The following is a 19760-nucleotide window of genomic DNA, read 5'->3' as shown; positions in this document are numbered from 1 at the left end:
TAGTTTAGTTTTATAAGTTAATGTTTTTTTGAATTATTTAATTCAAAAATCATTTAGGATTTTGCTAATTTGAGCAGTATCATCTGCTGTTCCTAGCAGTTCAAATTGATAAAGCAATGGAATATTTAATTTCTTTGAAATAATTGGTCCAGCTAAAGCAAAGGTGTCACCAAAATTGGTGTTTCCTGAAGCAATTACTGCTTTACAAAATGAACGATTTTGGGGATTATTTAAAAAGTTAATAACTTGTTTAGGAACGGCTCCGTTTTTAAATTCCCCTCCACCAGCATATGTTGGTGTAATTAAAACATAGTCTTGTTCAACTATTAAAGGTGCATCAGTTAATTCGGTAGGAATTCTCTTATTATCAATTCCTAGTTTTTGAATAAAGCGATGAGTATTATTTGAAATTGATGAAAAATAAACAACTAGCATTGGACCTTTTGGTCTTTTAGTTTCATCAATTGTTACATGTGATAAGTCTTTCATGATCTTCCTTTTTGTTAATTAAAATTCTCAATCATCATCATCTGTTTCTTCGATAGTTCCCATTACATATGAAGAACCATTTCCTGAAAAGAAATCATGATTTTCATCAGCACGAGCTGATAATTGTGCAAGTACTTCAGGAGAAATACGTGTTTCTTCTGCACTAAAAGGTGAATCATAACCTAGGTTTTGTAAAAATTTACCAGCATTATATAAACTAAAAGCAATTGCTTCATCAGCCATTGATTTACCATCTGCTGTTTCAAAACCTGTATATAAGTCTTTTAAGTAGTCTTTTTCAAGATCAATTAATTCATACATTAAGTCAAAAACAAACTTTTTCATTTCTGTTTGTTCTTGAAGTGGCAGTTTTTCAACTTTACGTTGATATTTATAACCACTGTAGTAATTATGAATAACTTTATCTCTTAAAATTAAACGAATAATGTCACTAGTATTTGGTAACTTGCCTCTTGCTGATAAATAAAATGGTAAGTAAAAGCCACCATATAATAAAAATCCAGGCATTAAAGCAGCAGCAACTTTTGATTTTAAAGGATCATCATTATGATAATAAGGAATTAAAACACGTGCTCTAGCTTGCAGTTTTTCATTATTAATAACTCATTCATGGGCTTCTTCAATCATTTCTGAAGTACAAAAAGTTGAAAAAATTGTTCCATAACTACGAGCATGCACACCAACCATAAAAGCAAAGTTAGCATAAATAACTTGCTCATGATCAGTTTGTGAATTAGGAATTTGTGCCACATCACAAACTGTTGCTTGAATGGTGTCTAATAAAGTTAAACCTGTAAAAGTATTAGTGATTAATTGTTGTCACTTATCATCAAGTGTTTTTCAACTTTTTAAGTCATTTGATACTGGAATTTTCTCAGGAATTCAGAAATTTTGACAAATTCTTGTTCAAACTTCTAAGTCTTTTGGATCGTTTAACACGTTTCAGTTAACTGAACGCATTTTTCCTTGAAAATTGTTTTGATAGTAGCCAATTGGTGAAACAGATTCACTGTAATATTGATTCTTTTCACGTATTTTTTTCTCTTCCATTTTTAAAAACCTCTCATAAATATATTTGTCTGTTTTTGTTAGACAAAAACAACAAATAGCGTTTAATAAAAGGCTACTTTTTAATCATCTCTCTCTAGCAAAAACTGCTTATATGTTTTTTATAACATATAGTTATTAGATTATGCAACAAATTAATTAAAAATGATTAAAAAATATTTATAAATATTTTTAGATATTTAGATCTGGATATCTTATTTTCATATTTAAATTGTTAATATATTATAAAAACAATATTTTTATAATAATAAGTATTAAAATTATTGTTTTAACAAATTTTATTGTATGTTTATAAGTTGTCGATAACTTTGTCAATAACAAAAGCAAAATACTCTCTTTTGAGTTGCTTTTCTTATTAAAAAGAATACCAATATTTTTGAATAAATAGCTAAAAAAACGAAAATATTTTGGCGTTAATTTAAAGTACCATATATGGAATTGAAAAAGTAACATTTGCACTAAAAATAAGCAAGTTTTAATCGAAATTTACTAACTTTCATGCTCTAATTATTGTTATAAAAAATTTTGTGGAAAATAAAGTGAAACATTCACTTGATTTTAATAAAAAATTGCTTAAAAATCCAAAAAATTGCTTATCAACATACAATTAAACTATGCGAAAAAATCCTAAAATTAAAAAATCGCTATTTTTACTAACTGGCGCTACATTTATTGCATCAGTAACCTCTTTAATAGCGTGTTCACCCAATAATTCAGGTGAACTTTCAGAACAAGCTAAACTAGATAAAGAATCTGAAAAAATTAAAACAGAAATTACTCTTTCTGTTTTATTCAATGATTGACAACCACAAGAAATTAGCTTTATCAGAGATATTGAAAAGTTACTTGACTTTAAAAATTACAATTCTGATAATTCAGATGTCTTAACTAAAGCACTAAATAATGGTTATAGTTTAAGCATTGAAAGTTTTACTCCAAATAAAAGTGAAAATTCCGATTCAATTGATTTAATATTTTTATTAAAAAGTGAAAATCTTACTAAAAAAATTGCTTCAACTATCAAAGGTTTTGCTAAAAATGAAATTGAAAAACCACTTATTAAGCAAGCAATAAGTGATGTTGAAATTAATAAAATTAATAAAATAATTACTGCTAAAGATGACAACACTTATCGACCAAAAGACATTCTTTCAACATTAGGTATTTTAAAATTATTGAACAAAAACACCCTTAATAATGAAGGTAAAAATGGTGCAATTTTTAAAGAAAAATTAAGTGAAGGACTTAATTTTAAAGTTAAAGCATTTACTAAAAATTTAGAAAATAATAAAACTGAATTAGAATTTATAATCACGCTTTATGGTGAAACTTTTATTGAAAAAGATCTTACACTTAAAATAATTAAACTAAAAGCTAACACCGATTCAGAAGTTATTCCATCTAAAAAATTAGTCATTCATTATAAACCTTCAAGTAATACCAAAATTAAAGGTTGAGGTTTACATTTATGAAATAATGATGGTTCTAATAAAGCAATTGAAACTGAAACTAGTTGACAAAATCCGATTTTATTTTCAGAAGTTGCTGATGAAAATGGTTTTTATAAAGCAGAAGTAGATATTATTAATTTAGCAAAAGGACTAAATTATATTTTACATAATGGTGATGAAAAAGATGGAGGTGATCGCTCATTACCTTTATCTGCAGATTATAGTGAATTTTGAATTTTAGCAAATAGTGAAACTGTCTATAGTGATTTACCAGTTGCTTCAATTGATGCTAAATACGCTTTAAGAGTTAACCCTGAACGGATTTTAATTGAATTTAATAATGACTTAAAAATTCTAAGATCAGCAATCACTATTAAAAATTTAAATAATCAAACTTTTATCGATCGTTTTCGTTTAAAGCAAAATAAAGAATTAGTAACTTTAGAATTTATGGACATGCCTCCTAGAGTTTCTGATAAGTTAATGATTAGATATAATAATGAAGATCTAGTTTTAACTATCGTTTCTAAACCTTATATAAATGATTCAAAAATGCATTATGAAGGTACTTTAGGTGCTAATTTATTAAGTAACAATAGCTGAGAAGTTAAATTATATGCACCTACTTCAAGCAAAGCAGAAATCATTCTTTTTGATAAAGATCAAAAAGAAATTAAAAGATTAAAAATGACTAAAGAAGATAACGATCTAGTTTTTGCAATTAATCTAGATAAAGCAAATACTAATTTAGAAAGTTTAGATGGACTTTTTTATCAGTTTATTTTAGATAATAATAGAGTCGTTTTAGATCCTTATGCAAAATCAATGGCAAGTTTTAATCCTGCAGCTGAAGATAAAGTTGGTAAAGCTGCTTTTGTTGATTTAACAAGTGAAAAAGCAGGAGTTAAACCAAAAGCCTTAGGAGTTGACATTGAATCTTTAAAAGGTAATGTTAATAAGATGGTGGCTTATGAAATTCATGTTAGAGATTTTACAATTAATAGTGATGTTGCTGATAAAGGAACTTTTAAAGGTTTTGCTAATTGAGATAAAGGCATTAAACACCTTCAAGACTTAGGAATTACGCACGTACAATTAATGCCAATTCAAAACTATTATACAGTTGATGAAAATAATAAAACTTATAATGATAATCAGGTTGATAGCAAAGCAAATTACAACTGAGGTTATGATCCTCATAACTATTTTTCTATTGAAGGCTGATTAGCAAGTGATGCAAATGATCCTTATGCAAGAATCAAAGAATTTAGAGAATTAGTTAATAAGTTGCATAAAAATAACATTGGTGTCATAGTAGATGTTGTTTATAATCACTTATTTAAAAATAGTATTTTAGAAGATATTGTCGAAAATCTTTATTTTCGTTTCAAAGGTAAATCTACTCCAGTAGGTGAACCTGCTGTTGCTAGTGAAAGTTTTATGATGCAACGCCTTATTTTAGAATCATTAAAATTTTTTCATGAAGAAATGGGAGTTGATGGTTTTCGTTTTGATTTACTAGGTTTTATCGATAGTACAACCATTTTAAAGGCTCGAGAATTAATGCCTAAAGCGATTTTATATGGTGAAGCGTGAAATTTTACAGACCTAGATAGTGGGCTTAGTCCTGTCAAAGGAGTTGCTAGTTTTAATGAACATAAGGTTAAAGATCTTGCTTATTTTAATGATGCAATGCGTAGATCTTCAAAAGGTGATACAGGCGAAGGTCAAGCTTTTGATCTAGGTTATTTAAATGGTAATAACCAAAATGCAGGATTACTTAGAGCAGCTTTAATAGGTGGAATTAAAAACTTTAAACAAAGTGAAGAAAAAGATGGCTTATTATTTTCTCAAATTGATAATAGTGAAAATAATTTGTTTGCAGATACTGCAACTGAATCATTAAATTATTTAGCCATTCATGATGGTTTTAGTTTATGAGATAAGATCAATTTAGCAACAGCTAAATTAGCAGATAAATCTGATTCAGAAAATATACAATATAAGATTAACTTGTTAAAACAAGCATACACCTTATTATTTACAAGTCAAGGTAGAATAGTGATTCAAGGTGGTGATGAAATGGGTCGCACTAAGCCACTTGCTAAAAATGATGCAAATTTACATAGAAGTGCAACAAGTGATAACTTAATAGTTTTAGATGATGTAAAAGATGCTTATGAAAATAAATACGCAGAAAATTCATATCATTCTTCAGACTATACTAACAGCATTAGATGAAATCGTTTAGAAGATACTTTTGCAAATGGTGAATTTAAAAAGTTAAAAGATTATGTTAAGGGGTTAATAACTTTAAGAAAAAGTTTTGCTTCTTTTAGTCTAACTAAAGTTGAAGATATTAATCAGCATCTTACTTTTTTTGGTGAAACCAAAACTAATAGTGCAAGTTTATATAAAAATTTTTTAGATCCTAAATTAGGTGAATTAAAAATTAAATTTATTAATGCTGATCAAAATGCTAGAAATAAAAAATGATATCTAGCAGGTGAAATTTCGACTAGTGCTAATAATCAAAATCTAACTAAGTTTGTTGAAATAGATCAAGATGGTAATGGCACATTAATTCTAAATAAAAATGATTTAGAATTAATTCATAAAAATCGTGCTCAATGAGGCGAAAGTAATAGTTTCAACTTTAAGTTAGTAAGTGAAAATGATTCTTGAGCTTCACCATCAAAAGCTTATGAAGGTTTAGGTAATTCATCAATACCATTAGCAAGTATTAACGAAAGTAAAGAAGCAATTATCGACTTAGCAAAAACTAATTTTCAAGCAACTAGAAATAATCAAGTTAATGAAAATAAGGCAGTTGATATTATTCAATATCATCTAACTAATATTGATCCCAAAAGTAATATTTTAGAAGTTATTGTTGCTTCAAACCCTAGTGATCAAGACATTGAATTAGCCAAAGCACTTGATGCTAGTTGAGCAGTTATAGTTGATAATAATAGCGCAGGAATTACTAAAATCGATGGTTATGATTTTAGTAAAAATAAAGCAATGATCAAATCAAAAGCAACTATGGTTTTTGCAAAATTTAAATAGCTTTAGTCAGTACAAATCCTAAAAATGGCTTCCAAAACTTTTGTTTATTGAAAAACGTGGTAAATAATCTGCAAAAAAATGAATTTTTTTCTATTTTCAGGTTACTTTTAGCCAAAAATATAAATTAGGATTAAAATAATAGATGTGGCTCTTTAGAGAGTCAAATATTCTAATCAAAATAAAGAAAAGAGAAAATTATATGAAATTAAGTAAAAAATTAATTCTTAGTTCATCAGCTTTTGCTGCCTTAGCAGCAGGTGCATTAGCTGTTGCATGTAGCACAAATCCAGGAACAGGAGATGCCCCTGAAGTGACTGGTACTTTAAAAGAAAAAGCAGAAAAAACACTTTCAAATTGATCAGGTACTTTAAAAGTTGCCTATGAAGAATCTTGAAAAAAAGCTCTAGATAAAGCTATTACACTGCTTCCTGAAAACATGCGAAATAGAGTTGAACTTGTTAAAGTTGCAAATGGTGGTGCTATTGAGTATGTTAATACTACAGTTACCAATCAAGGCGCAACTGCAGCAGATTTATTCCCTGTACAACTTGATAAATTTCAAGATCTAATAAACAAGCAACTAGTTGCCGCCGTTGATGAAAGTTCACTTACTGATTATGGAGATAATAAAAAACTTGTTAAAATTGAAAATACATATTATGGATTTCCATTAAATGTTGAATCAGTTATTGCTTTTTATAACAAAGATGTTTATCCAAATGGTCCAGGTGACATAACAACAGAATTTAAAGATCCTGTGGGCAAAAAATTTGCTTTTCAAGCAGGAAATTTATGACATGGTTCAACCTTTTTAAATGGTTTATTTGCAGACCAGAAAAATGGTAATTTAGAGGAAGCTAAAAACATGTGAGTGACATATAACGGTACAACTAAAACTGCACCCTTCCTAACAGATGAACAATCTAAGCAAACACTAAAAGAACTTTGAACTTATGTTAATGCTCTAAGAACTAGTACAAATGAAAATTATAAGATTGTTGCTAATTCTTCAGCCAATAGAGAAAAAACTATTAGATCGGGAATTGCAGATCAAAGTATTTCATTGACAATCGAAGGTCCTTGAATTCTTTCGGATTTAGTTGCTTCTGTTCTTAAAAATAATAAATCTACACCAGAGAAAGCAACTGAAATTTTAAGTAAAATTTCTGCTTCAGTACTTCCAAAATACGGAACAAGACAACTTCGACACTTTATTGGTGGATGAGCTTATTCATTAAATAAAGCATCATTAGCATCATTTTCAAAAGAAGCAAAAGCAATTGATGGAAAAGCGCATTTTGCTAATTATTTTGCCAATGTATTAACTTCAAAAGATCTGGCAACAGAGTGGATGACTGAAGCTGGTAAAATGTCAGCAGCAACTGGAGCGGTTGTTAATATGGATGTTAAAACTTTAGAGTTTAACGATCCTACCAATGATAAAGCGCCAAAAATTAAAACTACTGAGTATATTGGAACAACTGGATTCGCAGAAGCAGTAAATAACTTATATAAAGCAGTTATAGATTCTGTATCAAAACAATCTTCATTAAATCTTGAACAACCCAAATGACCTGGTAAACAGTACTGAGAACCTTATGATGCTTTAGGTTTAACCACTGCAACATATACTACTGCTGATGCATTTTTAGAAGCGTTTACTAAAAACATTGAACTACAACTAAAATAGTAAAATGAAATTTGATTTTAATCAAAGCACAAAAGTTGCCATTGAAAAATGGCTCTTTTTTACAATATTAGGGGTAATTTTAGCAATCATTAGTTTGTATGTTATTAATGTTTTAGTAAGCCTTTATGATCAGCAAGCACTAACAGATTTTGCTAGTTCACAAAACATTATTTCTGAAGATGAAGCATGAGTAAAATTTAGGCAAATACTAATAATTAAAATAGTTATTAATTCAATTGTTTATATATTTTATGCAATCTTAAATTATTTTGCATGAAAGAGTATTAAAGTAGGATATATCTATGTCTTATTTTGATCATTTGTAAATATTGCTTCTATATTATCTGTTTGATTAACACCATCAAGTCCAATTTGATTATCAGTTTTAATTACAATTTTTAATGTTGTTTTACTTGCATTATTATTTTATATTTTTGTATTACTCAAACAAAATCGTTTCTACGTTAATAACCAAAGAAGGTGAGCATAATGCCTGCAATTAAATTAATTTTAGAGTGCGAAATTAATAATAAAAAATATGATATTTCTAATGGTACATTTAATGAAATTGAAACACTTAATAATTATTTTCAACAACTTAAAGATAGTGAATGAAAAAAATATATAGAGATTAATGATGAATTAAAAATTTTAATAAATTCATTTTATAAAGGTCTTGAAAATCGTTCACCAATTAATTTAAATGATGAAGAAAAAAATAAATTAAATATTTATTTAGCACTCTCATCTTTAATAAAAGAAGATGAATTCAAATTAATAAACAACGCTTTTTTAAATAAAGAAAAAATTGAAAATTTATTAATTTATATAGAGCCAATTATTGATAACAAAAATGAAGATTTAATAAATTCAATTGAGTTAGTAATTGAAACAAGTAAAACTAAATATTGTAGAAACGATGATATTAGCAAAAAATTAATCATTAATTTATCTTCAAGTGATATTCAAAATATTCCCAACGGTGAGTTTAATTTTATTGAATGTCCTTTTCATAAGCACAAATTAAAAACACTAAAAATTTCGGAGGTTACATAATTATGTCAACATTAAAATTAAATTATGTTCAAGATTCTAGAATCATAAAGATGGTTGATAATAGTAATTTATCAGTTATTCAAAAGTCCGTAAAATCCGAATATAAAAGTAAAAAAAGATATTTAAAAGTTTTGTTAAAAGAACAAAAATATAATGCTTTTCAAAATTCAAAAAGTGTTAAACTAGAATTACATGCTTTAAAAAGAATTTATAAAAAAGAAGTTAAAAATATAATTGATTTATATCAAAATAAAATTGACACTATCAAAAGAAAAGCACAAATTATAAATGGTAAAAGTTTAGATTCATTAATTTATGAATTAGAAAGTAAATTAATATTTTTAAAATCTAAAAATAATACAAGTCAAATTAGCACCATCTCAAATGATTTAAATAATTTGAAAAGTCAAAAAAAGAATTTTGTTTATTCTGAAAAAGATCAAAATCTAATTAATGAATTAACTAATGAAAAAAATAAGAAATTAGAACGTTTAAAAAACAAATATTTTCTAGATCAAAATAGTAAAAAAGTAACACTTACAAAACAGTATGCTGAATTATTAGATCAAGATAAAAATAAATATAAAAAAATTTATGAAGCTTATAAAAGCAAAAATAAAAATTATCTTGATTTAAAAAATAGCAAATTAAAAAAATCAAAAATTGATTATAAAGATGCTATTAAGAATTTGAAAAAAGAAAATATTAGTATTAATTCTTACAATGAAGCAGTAGCAAAAGTTGAAGAATCTTCTTATAATAATATAAATAAATTTTTAACTTTACCTGAAGATAAATTTAAAAATCATAATCTCTATAAAAGTATTTTGGTTCTCCAAAATAAATTAAAATCAATTTCAAAAAAACAAAATTTTGAAGCGGCAAGTAATTATGTTTTACTAACTCATAAAATTGTTGCTTACAGAAAAATTATGGAATCAGATTTAGAATTTGATAACAAAATTATTGATTTACAAAATCAAATAAAAACAATTGGTGCAAAAAATCAAAATAGTATCAAAGATAAACAAGTTGATATCAAAGCAAAATATTTAGAAAAAATTAAAATTCACAAAAGCAAAGTTTTGACAATGACAAAACAAGCTTATAAAAATGAATTAGCTGAACTTAAATTTAAAAGAAAATTAGAATTAAGAGAAGCTAAAATCAGTGATGCATTTTATTCTAAATCTGAACAACTACGTTTTCTAAAAATAGATAAAAGAAAACAAAAAGAAAAGATTCTTAAAGTCATGTTTACAACTGTGGATGATGAAATTAAGAAAATTCCTACAAAGGCATTTAAGGGTCAAAGATGAATGGCAATGCTATTATCTATTTTATTTCCTGGTTTAGGACAAATTCTAAATAAAGAATATACAAAAGGATTAATCTTTTTCATCGGTGCTGTTTTTATTTATGCAATAGCACTACCAACATTTTTTGGAGCCTATGGCTCAAATGATGGAAATGGTATTTTTGGATTATTCGATTTATCACCCGTTAAATTTAATCACCCTATTTTAGGAACGGTTTATGCAGATGCTAGGTATCGAATTGTTGAAGGTGTAATAGCGTTAATCTTATTAACCTTTTCACTAATCATTTGAATCTCAACATCTCATAACGCTTATCGTAGTGGATTTTATAGAGAATTTGGATATCGCCCTGCAAATGTGCGTGATATGAAGAAATTTTTAATGGGTACAGGCTTACCAATTTTAATTTCTCTACCTGCTTTAGTGACAATTTCTTTTATAGTTATTTTACCTTTAGCAACAACTATTTTGATCGCTTTCACTAACTATAGTGTAACATCACAGCCTCCTGGTAATCCTTTATCATGAAATGGCTTTGATAACTTTGTAGAAGTATTTACAGGTGGCTATTCAGAATCTTTTGCATATGTTTCAGGCTGAACGGTAATATGAACATTCTCAGTTACTGCACTAACAGTTGTAATTGGAACAGTGATTGCTTTAATTTTAGATAATCCTAGAATTAAAGGTAAAAAGTTCTTTTCAATGGTTTACATTTTACCTTGAGCAGTACCTGCTTTTGCAACAATTTTATTTTTCTCAGCAGCTTTTTTAGGTGCTAGAACAGGAAATGCTTACTACAACCAATTCTTTAATACAGATATTAATTTTTCTCAAGATGCACAATTATCAAGACTAATTTTAGTCTTAATTCAAACCTGATTAGGCTCTTCATATGTTTTCATGTTAGTCACAGGAATTAAAAAAGGAATTTCATCAGATTTATATGAAGCAGCAGAAATTGATGGTTCATCAAAAATTAATACATTCTTAAGAATTACAGCACCTCTTATCTTGCAACAAGTTGCACCATTATTAATTGGACAATTTATTTTCAACTTTAATAACTTTGGAATTATTTACCTTTTTGGTGCTGGTGGTGTAGGACCAGCAGGGCTTCCGGGGAATCCTGGACCTACAGATATTATTATTTCTTTAATCTTTAATTTAACAACTTCTTCTGATAACCAAATTGGTTTAGCTTCAGCTTTCACTATTATTATGTCAATTTTTATAGTAGGAATTTCAGCAGTTTTATTTTTAAGATCAAGAGCATTTAGAAAGGATACAGTGTAATTATGAGTCTAACCCAAGATGTTTTAAAACATAATTTTAAAAGAACATTAAATTCGCTAAATCCTTTAGCAAATTCTTATGCTCGCTCTTTTAGAATTGAAGTTAAAAAAGAAATAGTTGATAGATTAAATTTAGTGCTGCGTAATGCACGTGCTAAACATTTAATCAGCAATAATGATTTTTTTCAAATTGTGCAATATTTAAAACATAATGATTTAAAAAATTCAGCAACAATTTTATCTCAGCAACTAGCAATTAAAAAAGATGAAGATACCATTAATCAAATTGTTCTAGTTAAGTTACTTAGCTTATTTACAAGTTTTTCACCTATTAGTTTTAGCTCAGCAAAAGCTAATTTAAAAGTTGTTGAAAAAATTAAAAAAGTAATTACTTATCATGTTGAAACTAATTTAGTTTCCTATAAAAATGTGATTAATAAATTTTTATTAAGCACTGAAAAAGCGCAAGAAGAAAAACAAATAATTTTAAATTATGATTTAGATATTGTCAGAAATTATTTTTATAACAATAAGATTAATGCTGCTAAATTGATCGAGAAAAATTTAAATGGCTTTAAATCTTTTCCTGAAGAGATCTTCGTTAATTTAGCTAAGTTTGAAATTCTATTTCATGAGCAAACTATTTACTTAAATAAAAAAAGTAAATACTCTCTTAGTCAGTTTTTATCTTACGATGAAATCTCAAAAGAAACAGTTAGACATTATGAATTAATTAAAGAACAAAGTAATTTAATTAAAGGTTTTAATGTTTCAGAATTTGCAACGCATATTAATGAAACAAGTAAATTTATCAGATTATCTGACTTACCACCTTTAACGATTTCACAAATTATTGGGATGTTTTTTTCTTACATAATCCTATTATTTTGAGCAGTCGCAGTTTTACTGCCGCTTGTACAAATGATTGTAATGTCATTTGATGGTAGTGGTGGGCAGTATTTAGGAACAACTTCAGGCTTTGCAGCTGAAAGTGCAGTTTTCCACTATCAGCAATTATTTAATGGTCAAACAGATTTTCTTTATTGACTAGGTAATTCTGTTTTAGTCGCAAGTTTAACGATGATTTTAACAGTTATTTTTACATTGTTACTCGCCTATGCTTTTAGTAGGTTTCACTTTAAAGGTCGCCGTTCATCAATTATTACAGTTATGCTTTTACAAATGGTGCCTTCAATCGCTGCATTAACTGCCTTTTTAGTTTTATATCAACTAGCATCGATACCTGTCTGAGTTTTTCTAATCATTATTTATACAGGTGGTGGTTTAACAGGTAACACTTTTATTTTAAAAGGCTATCTAGATTCAATTCCAGTTGATTTAGATGAAGCTGCTAGAATTGATGGAGCAAATACTTTTAAAGTTTTTACAACCATCATTTTACCACTAGCAAAACCAATGGTAGCAATTGTTGCATTATGATCATTTATAGGTCCTTTTGGTGATGTTATTTTACCTAGATTATTAGTTCCTGCAACTGTCGATGGAAGTAAAGACTTAACAATGGCAGCAGGACTAAGAACACTAATATCAGGTACAGGTTCAACTGTTAGACAATATGTTTTCTTGGCAGGAGCAATTGTCACAGGAATACCTTTAACTATTTTATTCGTTGTTGCTCAACGATTCTTAGTTAGTGGCTTAACAAAAGGAGCAGTTAAATAATGAAAATTGAATTTAGAAATGTCGCCAAAAAATATGCAGGGCGTGAAAACTATACACTGCAGGATATTAACTTTGTCATTAACGATAAAGAATTTATCGCCTTACTAGGTCCTTCAGGCTCAGGAAAATCAACACTTCTTAGAATGTTAGCAGGGCTTAATTCAATTACCAAAGGCGACTTACTTTTTGATAATGTGCGTGTCAATGGTTTATCTTCAAAAGATCGTGATATAGCGATGGTTTTTCAATCCTACGCTTTATATCCCCATATGAATGTTTATAACAATATCGCATATGGACTTAAAGTTAGAAATGAACCACGTGACTTAATTAATCGCCGTGTTAATGATGTTGCGAGCATCTTAAAAATTGATCAATATCTATCAAATAAACCTAGTGATATTTCAGGAGGTCAGCGCCAACGTGTTGCTCTAGGAAGAGCTATTGCTCGTAAGCCATCTTTATTTTTAATGGATGAACCATTATCTAATTTAGATGCTAAGTTACGAGAAAATATGCGTAGTGAAATTGTAAAAATTCATAAGTTATTAGAAACAACAACTGTCTATGTAACACATGATCAACTTGAAGCTATGACTATGAGCGATCGCATTGTTTTAATGGATAATTCAATTATCCAACAAATTGGAAAACCACGTGAATTATATGATAATCCTAGCAATTTATTCGTTGCTAAGTTTATTGGTAACCCGACTATGAACGTTGTCAAAGTAAATTATACTGATGGATATATCTCTAAAGATAACTGATTAAAAATGAAAGTTTCTGATACTGATAAAGTTAAACTTAAACCTTATGAAGGACAAGAAGTTTACTTTGGAATTCGCAGTGAAAATATCAGCGTTTATAAAAAAGATGAAAATGCAGCACATGTTAAGTGTGAATTGATTCTTTATGAAATCTTAGGTAAAGAAGAACAAGGGCAATTCGCTGCTAGTTCAGAAACCTTCTTTATAGTCACCATGCCACCTGGGCAAAACTTAGAATTAAATAAAAAATATTTACTTTCTTTTAACAAAGAAAAGGCATATTTTTTTGACACCAAAACTGAAAAGAGAATTAATTAAAAATTATTTTAAATTTATTTTAAAATAATTTTATTTTATAAATTAAAGGATGTATAAACATGCAAACTATTAGAACATGGAAAAATAAAGTAATCTATCAGATCTTCCCTAGATCATTTAAAGATTCAAATAATGATGGGCAAGGGGATTTAAAAGGAATCACTTCAAAATTAGATTATTTGCAAGAACTAGGAATTGATGCAATCTGGCTTAATCCTATTTATGAAACAGAATTTGCTGATGCAGGTTATGATGTTTTAGATTACTTTAAAGTGTGACAAACTTTTGGAACAATTGAAGATTTTAAAGAACTATCTTATGAAGCTAAAAAACGTAATATCGAAATTATTATGGATTTAGTTTTAAATCATGTTTCTAATAAACACAAATGATTTTTAAAAGCACTAGAAGGCCCAAATAGTGAAGAATTTAACTATTTTATTTGAAGCAAAAAAGCTGATCAATCAGAATCAATTTTTGGAGGTTCAGCTTGAGAATATGTTGAGCAAGTTGATCAATATTACTATCATTTATTTGCAAAAGAACAAGTAGATTTAAATTGAGAAAATCCTAATGTCGTTAAATCAATGGCAAAAGTTATTGACTTTTGATATCAACTTGGAGTTAAAGGATTTCGTTTAGATGCTATCCAACACGTGCATAAGGAATTACTAAAAAGTGGTACAGTACACAGTTTTGGATCAAAAATGGTTGAATACTTGCAAAACCTAATTAAAGAAATTAAGAAAAATAAAAACGATGTTTTTCTTATTGGTGAAGCAAGTGGCATCACTCCTTCAAAATTAATTAAGTATGCAAATGATAAAACTAAAATTGCAGATACATTCTACAATTTTAGTTGATGGTGAATTGGTTGGGGTAAAGAAACAGGTCGTAATGGTTATGATCCTGATTGAAAAGTTGAAGATTTTGCAAGTAAAAATGCAATGCGTTATCAAAATAGTAAATTAATTTCAGGTGGACAATTTATCAACTTTTTAACTAATCATGACACTAGTCGTGCTGTTTCACGTTACATTAAAGATCAAGCATATTGAGATACAGGCGCGAAGTCGCTAGCATTATTCACGCTAGTACAAAAAGGAATTCCTTCAATTAACTATGGAGAAGAAATTGCTTTATCAAATGCTAACTTTAAAGACCGTTCAGAATTTAGAGATGTTGATGCCTTAAACTCATTTAAAATTTATGTAGATCAAAAAAATATTTACACAGAAGAGCAAATGAGAGAGTATCATAATATTAACGGTAGAGATCATTCACGGTTGATTATGTCATGAGATGATTCTCAATATCATGGTTTTTCAAACCATGAACCGTGAATCAAATTTTCCGAAAATGTCGGTAAAACCAATGTTTTAGAACAAAAAAGAGACCCAAATTCGATTTTAAATTTTTATAAGCAACTTATTAAATTAAGAAAAACATCATTAAAAAAATATTTAATTGATGGTGAAAGTAAAATGAAAATAGATCAAAACAATCTAATTTCAATTACTCGTAAAGCAAATGATGGCTCAATAATTCGTGCATATATAAATTTAAATAATTACGAAATTAATTTAAAATTTAATAAGAAGAAAATTATATTAAATTCTTCTAAAGAAATTTTCGAAAACAAATTAGATAAATATCAATCAATATTAGTGAGGGTTAAAGATGAGAAAAATTAAAGGGTTAATTTTTGATTTAGATGGGGTGATAACGGAAACTTCAAGTTTACACTACCGTGCTTGATCATGAACGCTAGCGCGTTATGGAATAATGTATACAGAAGAAGATAATGCAAGATTAAAAGGTTTATCAAGAGCAGATACTTTAACTGCTATTTTAAAACTGAAAGCATTATCTAATGAATTTAGTGAAGAAGAATTCAAAAGAATCTTAAAAGAAAAAAATGAATACTATGTAAATTTATTAAAATCTGAACTGAAGAAAAAAGATATCTTACCAGGAATGGAAGATTTAATCAAAAAAGCAAAAAGAATGGGCTTGAGAATGGCAATCACATCAAGTTCAAAAAATGCAGTACGCATTTTAGATTCATTAGGACTACTATTTTATTTTGATTTTACAGTAGATCCTATGTTAGTTAAAAAGGGTAAACCTGCACCAGATATTTTCTTAAATGGTGTTAAAGGTTTAGGTCTTCAAAAACCACAAGTAATTGGTTTTGAAGATGCTCTTGAAGGTGTTAAAGGCTTAAAAGCTGCAGGACTTTTCACAGTCGGAATAACTCATGGAGTTGAAGCTGATTGAGAAAATTATTGTAATGTGATCGTACAAGATACAACTGAATTAAACTTAGAAGAAATCATTAAACTAGCAGAAAAGAGAGATACACCTTCAAAGTAAATATATGAATAAAGTCGAACTTAAATATGATGTTGATAATCTTGAAATTACTCAACATGGCTATGAAAATAAGCTAGCCAAAAAAACTGAATCAATTTTTAATCAAGGTAATAGCTACATCGGCATTAGAGCAGTTGATGAAGAATATAATTACTTACATAAAGAAGATTTTTTCTTAGCAGGTTTTTATAATAAAGGTGATGATAATGAAGAATCTGAATTAGCTAATCTAGCTAACTCAATTCAAAATGAAATTTATATTGATGGCGATTTTTTAGTTTTTACTAATCAAGATGAATATAGTAAAACCTTAGAATTAAAATCAGGACAAATTAAAAGAATCGTTACTTTTAGCCGTAATCAAAAGAAATACCGTTTTAGTTACTATAAAAATGTTTCGCAAAGTGTTAAACATTTATTTGCTCAAAAATTTGTTTTTGAGCAACTTGAAGGAGAAGATTCAGAAATTATTATCATGCCTCATATTAACGGCTCAAGTAATAATAATGGAGTCATGCACTTCAAAGAAGGTATTAAAAAACTATATAATGAAAATTTAGTGCAATATCAATATCAAAGCACTAAGTCAAAGCAACATGTCATTCAAAACTTACAAGTTAGAGTGCTTAACGATAACAAAGAACATCCTTATAAAGATAATGATGACTTTGTCCTTTTCATGAAACGCCGTAACATTGGTTTCAAAGTTAGATTTATTTTAAAATCTAACACAAGTGCAGTAATTGAAAAATTAATGAGCGTTAATTCATCACAAGATGAATTACCTAAATCATTAAATATTAAAGATGTTATTAAAAAATCTTATGACCTTGCCGAAGTTTTGAAAAAAACTTCTTATGAGCAAATTCAAAATGAAAATTTAGTAACTTGAGAAACTATTTTTAGACAGTGAGAAGTTGATATCATTGGAGAAAGTTATAATGCTAAATATGATCGTTTAGCACTATATTATTCAATTAATCAAATGAATACATTTATCCCTAAATATAGCGACCATTATGGTATTGCAGCTAAAGGTTTATCGGGTGAAGGTTATCAGGGACACAATTATTGAGATAGTGAATTATTTATTTTACCTAACTTAATTTTTACAGATCCTGCTCGTGCAAGGCAATATTTAAAATATCGTTATTTAGGTTTAAATGGCGCTCGTAGAAAAGCACAAGAGAAAAAACATCTTGGTGCCCAATATCCATGAGAAACTTCACTTCCACACGAAGGTGAAGTTACTCCTTATTGAGGTCAACCTGATATCAAAACTGGTAAACAGGTGCCAATTGCTTCACGTGCTCAAGAAATTCACGTTTCTGCAGATGTGGCTTACGCAGTTGAGCAATATTATCGAGTTACTGATGATCAAGAATTCATGAACGAATATGGTTATGAAATGATTATCGATACAGCGATTTGATGAAGCCAGCGTGCTGAATATAACCCCAAATTAGATATCTACGTAATCACAGATGTTATGGGCCCAAATGAATATAAAGGTAATATCGATAATAATGCCTATATTAACAGAATGGCTAAATTTAATCTAGATCTTGCAATTGAATATATCAAGGATCTAGAAGCAAATAGCAGTGAATTATTAGTCAAAATCAACAACAAAATTCCTTACCCATATAAACTGGAAGACTTAGAAAATGTTGCTAATAAATTAAAGCAACAAAGTCTAACTAGCGATGGTATTTTGCCAGAAAATGACACCTATTTAAACCTGGAAAAGAAAAATATTTCAGGCTTTAAATTACGTGGTGATGCAGGTAAAAAATTATTTAATACAGCTGAAGGGATTAGTAAATTAAGTGGACAATTAACTAAACAAGCTGATGTAGTTTTATTAAATTGATTATTTAAAGATAATTTAACAGTCAAAGATTTACAAAAAAATTGAGACTTTTATGAAAATTCGACTACACATGATTCATCGCTTTCACCATCAACCTATGCAATTAGTGCAATTGAATATCGCCATCGCTTAGACTATGCATATAACTTATTTAAATACGCTATTAACATTGATTTAGGTTCTAACTTTCATTCAAGTGATACTGGAATCCATTCAGGTGCCTTAGCTGCAACATTTCAAATGATCGTTTTTGGTTATGGTGGTTTAAAATATTATAACCGTAAGTTATATTTAAACCCTTTACTAGCCTCAGATTGAGATGGTTTAAATTACAGCATCAAATATAAAAATAGTAATTTAAATATTAAAATTAATAAGAAACACTTTACAGTTGAAGCCGATAAAGAAGTTGAACTAATTATTTATAATCAACCTTACAAAATTCAAAAATTACAAACTTTTGAAATTAAGTAATCCACTTCAAAATAAAAACTTTAAAGAAAATTTACGAACCATTTTGGTTCGTTTTTTTATGACTTTTCATTATTTTAAAAGCTTTTTTTATTATTTAAATAGTTTGTTTTACAAAAAGTTTAGCAAAACAATGACTTAATCTTGTACATATATTATGAAAATAAAAAAAATAGAGCATCTAGATTGCTCTATTTTGTAATTGTGCGATGTGACCGATGCGTATGGGTTATATGTGTAGATTAGAAACCCTACATCACACATAAATATTATGCAGTATTTTTAAGTTAAAAGTTGAAAAAATATTTTTTTCATATTTTTTGCACAAATTTGAATTTAATAAAGAATTTTTTGCGTTATTTATATATATGTAGTATAAATTACACTACTTTTTCTTAATTAATTCAAGAATTTCTTTTAGCTGTTCAACAATTTCTTCGTTTTGCTTTTTTAACCCTTCGTTTTGAACTTCTAGTTTTTCTACTTTAGAATAAAGATCTTTGTTTTGTTCTTTTACCTCTTTAACTTGAGTTTCAAGACTTTCTACTTTAGAATAAAGATCTTTATTTTGTTCTTTTACTTCCTTAACTTGTGCTTCTAGATTTTCAACTTTAGAATAAAGGTCTTTATTTTGTTCTTTCACTTAATTAACCTGAACTTCAAGATTATCTACTTTAGTTTCAAGATTATCAAATTTGATTTCAAGATTTTCAACTTTAGTTGCTAATGTTTCTACTTTAGAGTTGATCGCTACATTTTGAACATTTATCTTATTAATCTGCGATCCAAGAGATTTAATAATGCTATCTGC

General features: G+C 27.8%; 13 protein-coding genes. 10 read left to right on the top strand and 3 right to left on the bottom strand.

Annotated features, from left to right (window positions below; translation table 4 throughout):
- Positions 1 to 33: 33 nt before the first annotated feature.
- Positions 34 to 492: a class Ib ribonucleoside-diphosphate reductase assembly flavoprotein NrdI gene (nrdI, locus tag CJJ23_RS02850; RefSeq protein ID WP_408633937.1), complete on the bottom strand. Its 459-nt coding sequence runs from the start codon at positions 490 to 492 to the stop codon at positions 34 to 36.
- A 15-nt stretch (positions 493 to 507) separates the two neighbouring features.
- On the bottom strand, positions 508 to 1560 hold the full coding sequence (gene nrdF / locus CJJ23_RS02845) for a class 1b ribonucleoside-diphosphate reductase subunit beta (protein WP_095334857.1): 1053 nt from the start codon (positions 1558 to 1560) through the stop codon (positions 508 to 510).
- A 632-nt stretch (positions 1561 to 2192) separates the two neighbouring features.
- Here nrdF and CJJ23_RS02840 point away from each other — a divergent pair.
- The 10 genes from CJJ23_RS02840 to CJJ23_RS02795 all read left to right on the top strand — a co-directional run bounded on the left by CJJ23_RS02840 (position 2193) and on the right by CJJ23_RS02795 (position 18952).
- On the top strand, positions 2193 to 6098 hold the full coding sequence (locus tag CJJ23_RS02840) for a pullulanase-associated domain-containing protein (RefSeq protein ID WP_095334856.1): 3906 nt from the start codon (positions 2193 to 2195) through the stop codon (positions 6096 to 6098).
- A gap of 199 nt (positions 6099 to 6297) precedes the next feature.
- On the top strand, positions 6298 to 7788 hold the full coding sequence (locus CJJ23_RS02835; RefSeq protein ID WP_095334855.1) for a hypothetical protein: 1491 nt from the start codon (positions 6298 to 6300) through the stop codon (positions 7786 to 7788).
- A 4-nt stretch (positions 7789 to 7792) separates the two neighbouring features.
- Entirely contained in the window at positions 7793 to 8278 is a 486-nt protein-coding gene (locus CJJ23_RS02830) for a hypothetical protein (protein ID WP_095334854.1), read from the top strand.
- Positions 8278 to 8844 carry a hypothetical protein gene (locus CJJ23_RS02825; RefSeq protein ID WP_095334853.1) on the top strand — a complete coding sequence of 189 codons (567 nt, stop codon included), beginning with the start codon at positions 8278 to 8280 and terminating at the stop codon, positions 8842 to 8844. The genes CJJ23_RS02830 and CJJ23_RS02825 overlap by 1 nt, the downstream gene beginning before the upstream one ends.
- A gap of 2 nt (positions 8845 to 8846) precedes the next feature.
- On the top strand, positions 8847 to 11459 hold the full coding sequence (locus CJJ23_RS02820; protein ID WP_095334852.1) for an ABC transporter permease subunit: 2613 nt from the start codon (positions 8847 to 8849) through the stop codon (positions 11457 to 11459).
- A gap of 2 nt (positions 11460 to 11461) precedes the next feature.
- The gene (locus CJJ23_RS02815; RefSeq protein ID WP_095334851.1) at positions 11462 to 13141 is read left to right on the top strand and encodes a sugar ABC transporter permease; all 1680 of its coding nucleotides are present in this window, start codon (positions 11462 to 11464) and stop codon (positions 13139 to 13141) included.
- A complete protein-coding gene (locus tag CJJ23_RS02810; RefSeq protein ID WP_095334850.1) occupies positions 13141 to 14229 on the top strand; it encodes an ABC transporter ATP-binding protein in 1089 nt (362 codons plus the stop codon). The genes CJJ23_RS02815 and CJJ23_RS02810 overlap by 1 nt, the downstream gene beginning before the upstream one ends.
- A 59-nt stretch (positions 14230 to 14288) precedes the next feature.
- Complete coding sequence (locus CJJ23_RS02805) at positions 14289 to 15923, top strand: alpha-amylase family glycosyl hydrolase (protein WP_095334849.1); 1635 nt, start codon at positions 14289 to 14291, stop codon at positions 15921 to 15923.
- A complete protein-coding gene (pgmB, locus tag CJJ23_RS02800; RefSeq protein ID WP_180738014.1) occupies positions 15910 to 16605 on the top strand; it encodes a beta-phosphoglucomutase in 696 nt (231 codons plus the stop codon). Before CJJ23_RS02805 ends, pgmB begins: the two co-directional genes overlap by 14 nt.
- Before the next feature lie 4 nt (positions 16606 to 16609).
- Positions 16610 to 18952: a glycosyl hydrolase family 65 protein gene (locus CJJ23_RS02795; protein WP_095334847.1), complete on the top strand. Its 2343-nt coding sequence runs from the start codon at positions 16610 to 16612 to the stop codon at positions 18950 to 18952.
- A 382-nt stretch (positions 18953 to 19334) separates the two neighbouring features.
- Here CJJ23_RS02795 and CJJ23_RS02790 read toward each other — a convergent pair whose 3' ends face one another.
- Entirely contained in the window at positions 19335 to 19592 is a 258-nt protein-coding gene (locus tag CJJ23_RS02790; RefSeq protein WP_095334846.1) for a hypothetical protein, read from the bottom strand.
- Between the last annotated feature and the right edge of the window lie 168 nt (positions 19593 to 19760).

This window comes from Mycoplasmopsis agassizii (assembly GCF_002276225.1).
Taxonomy (GTDB): domain Bacteria; phylum Bacillota_I; class Bacilli_A; order Mycoplasmatales; family Metamycoplasmataceae; genus Mycoplasmopsis_B; species Mycoplasmopsis_B agassizii_A.
The sequence above is the reverse complement of the archived record's forward strand: the minus strand, read 5'-3'. Positions and strand labels throughout refer to the sequence as shown.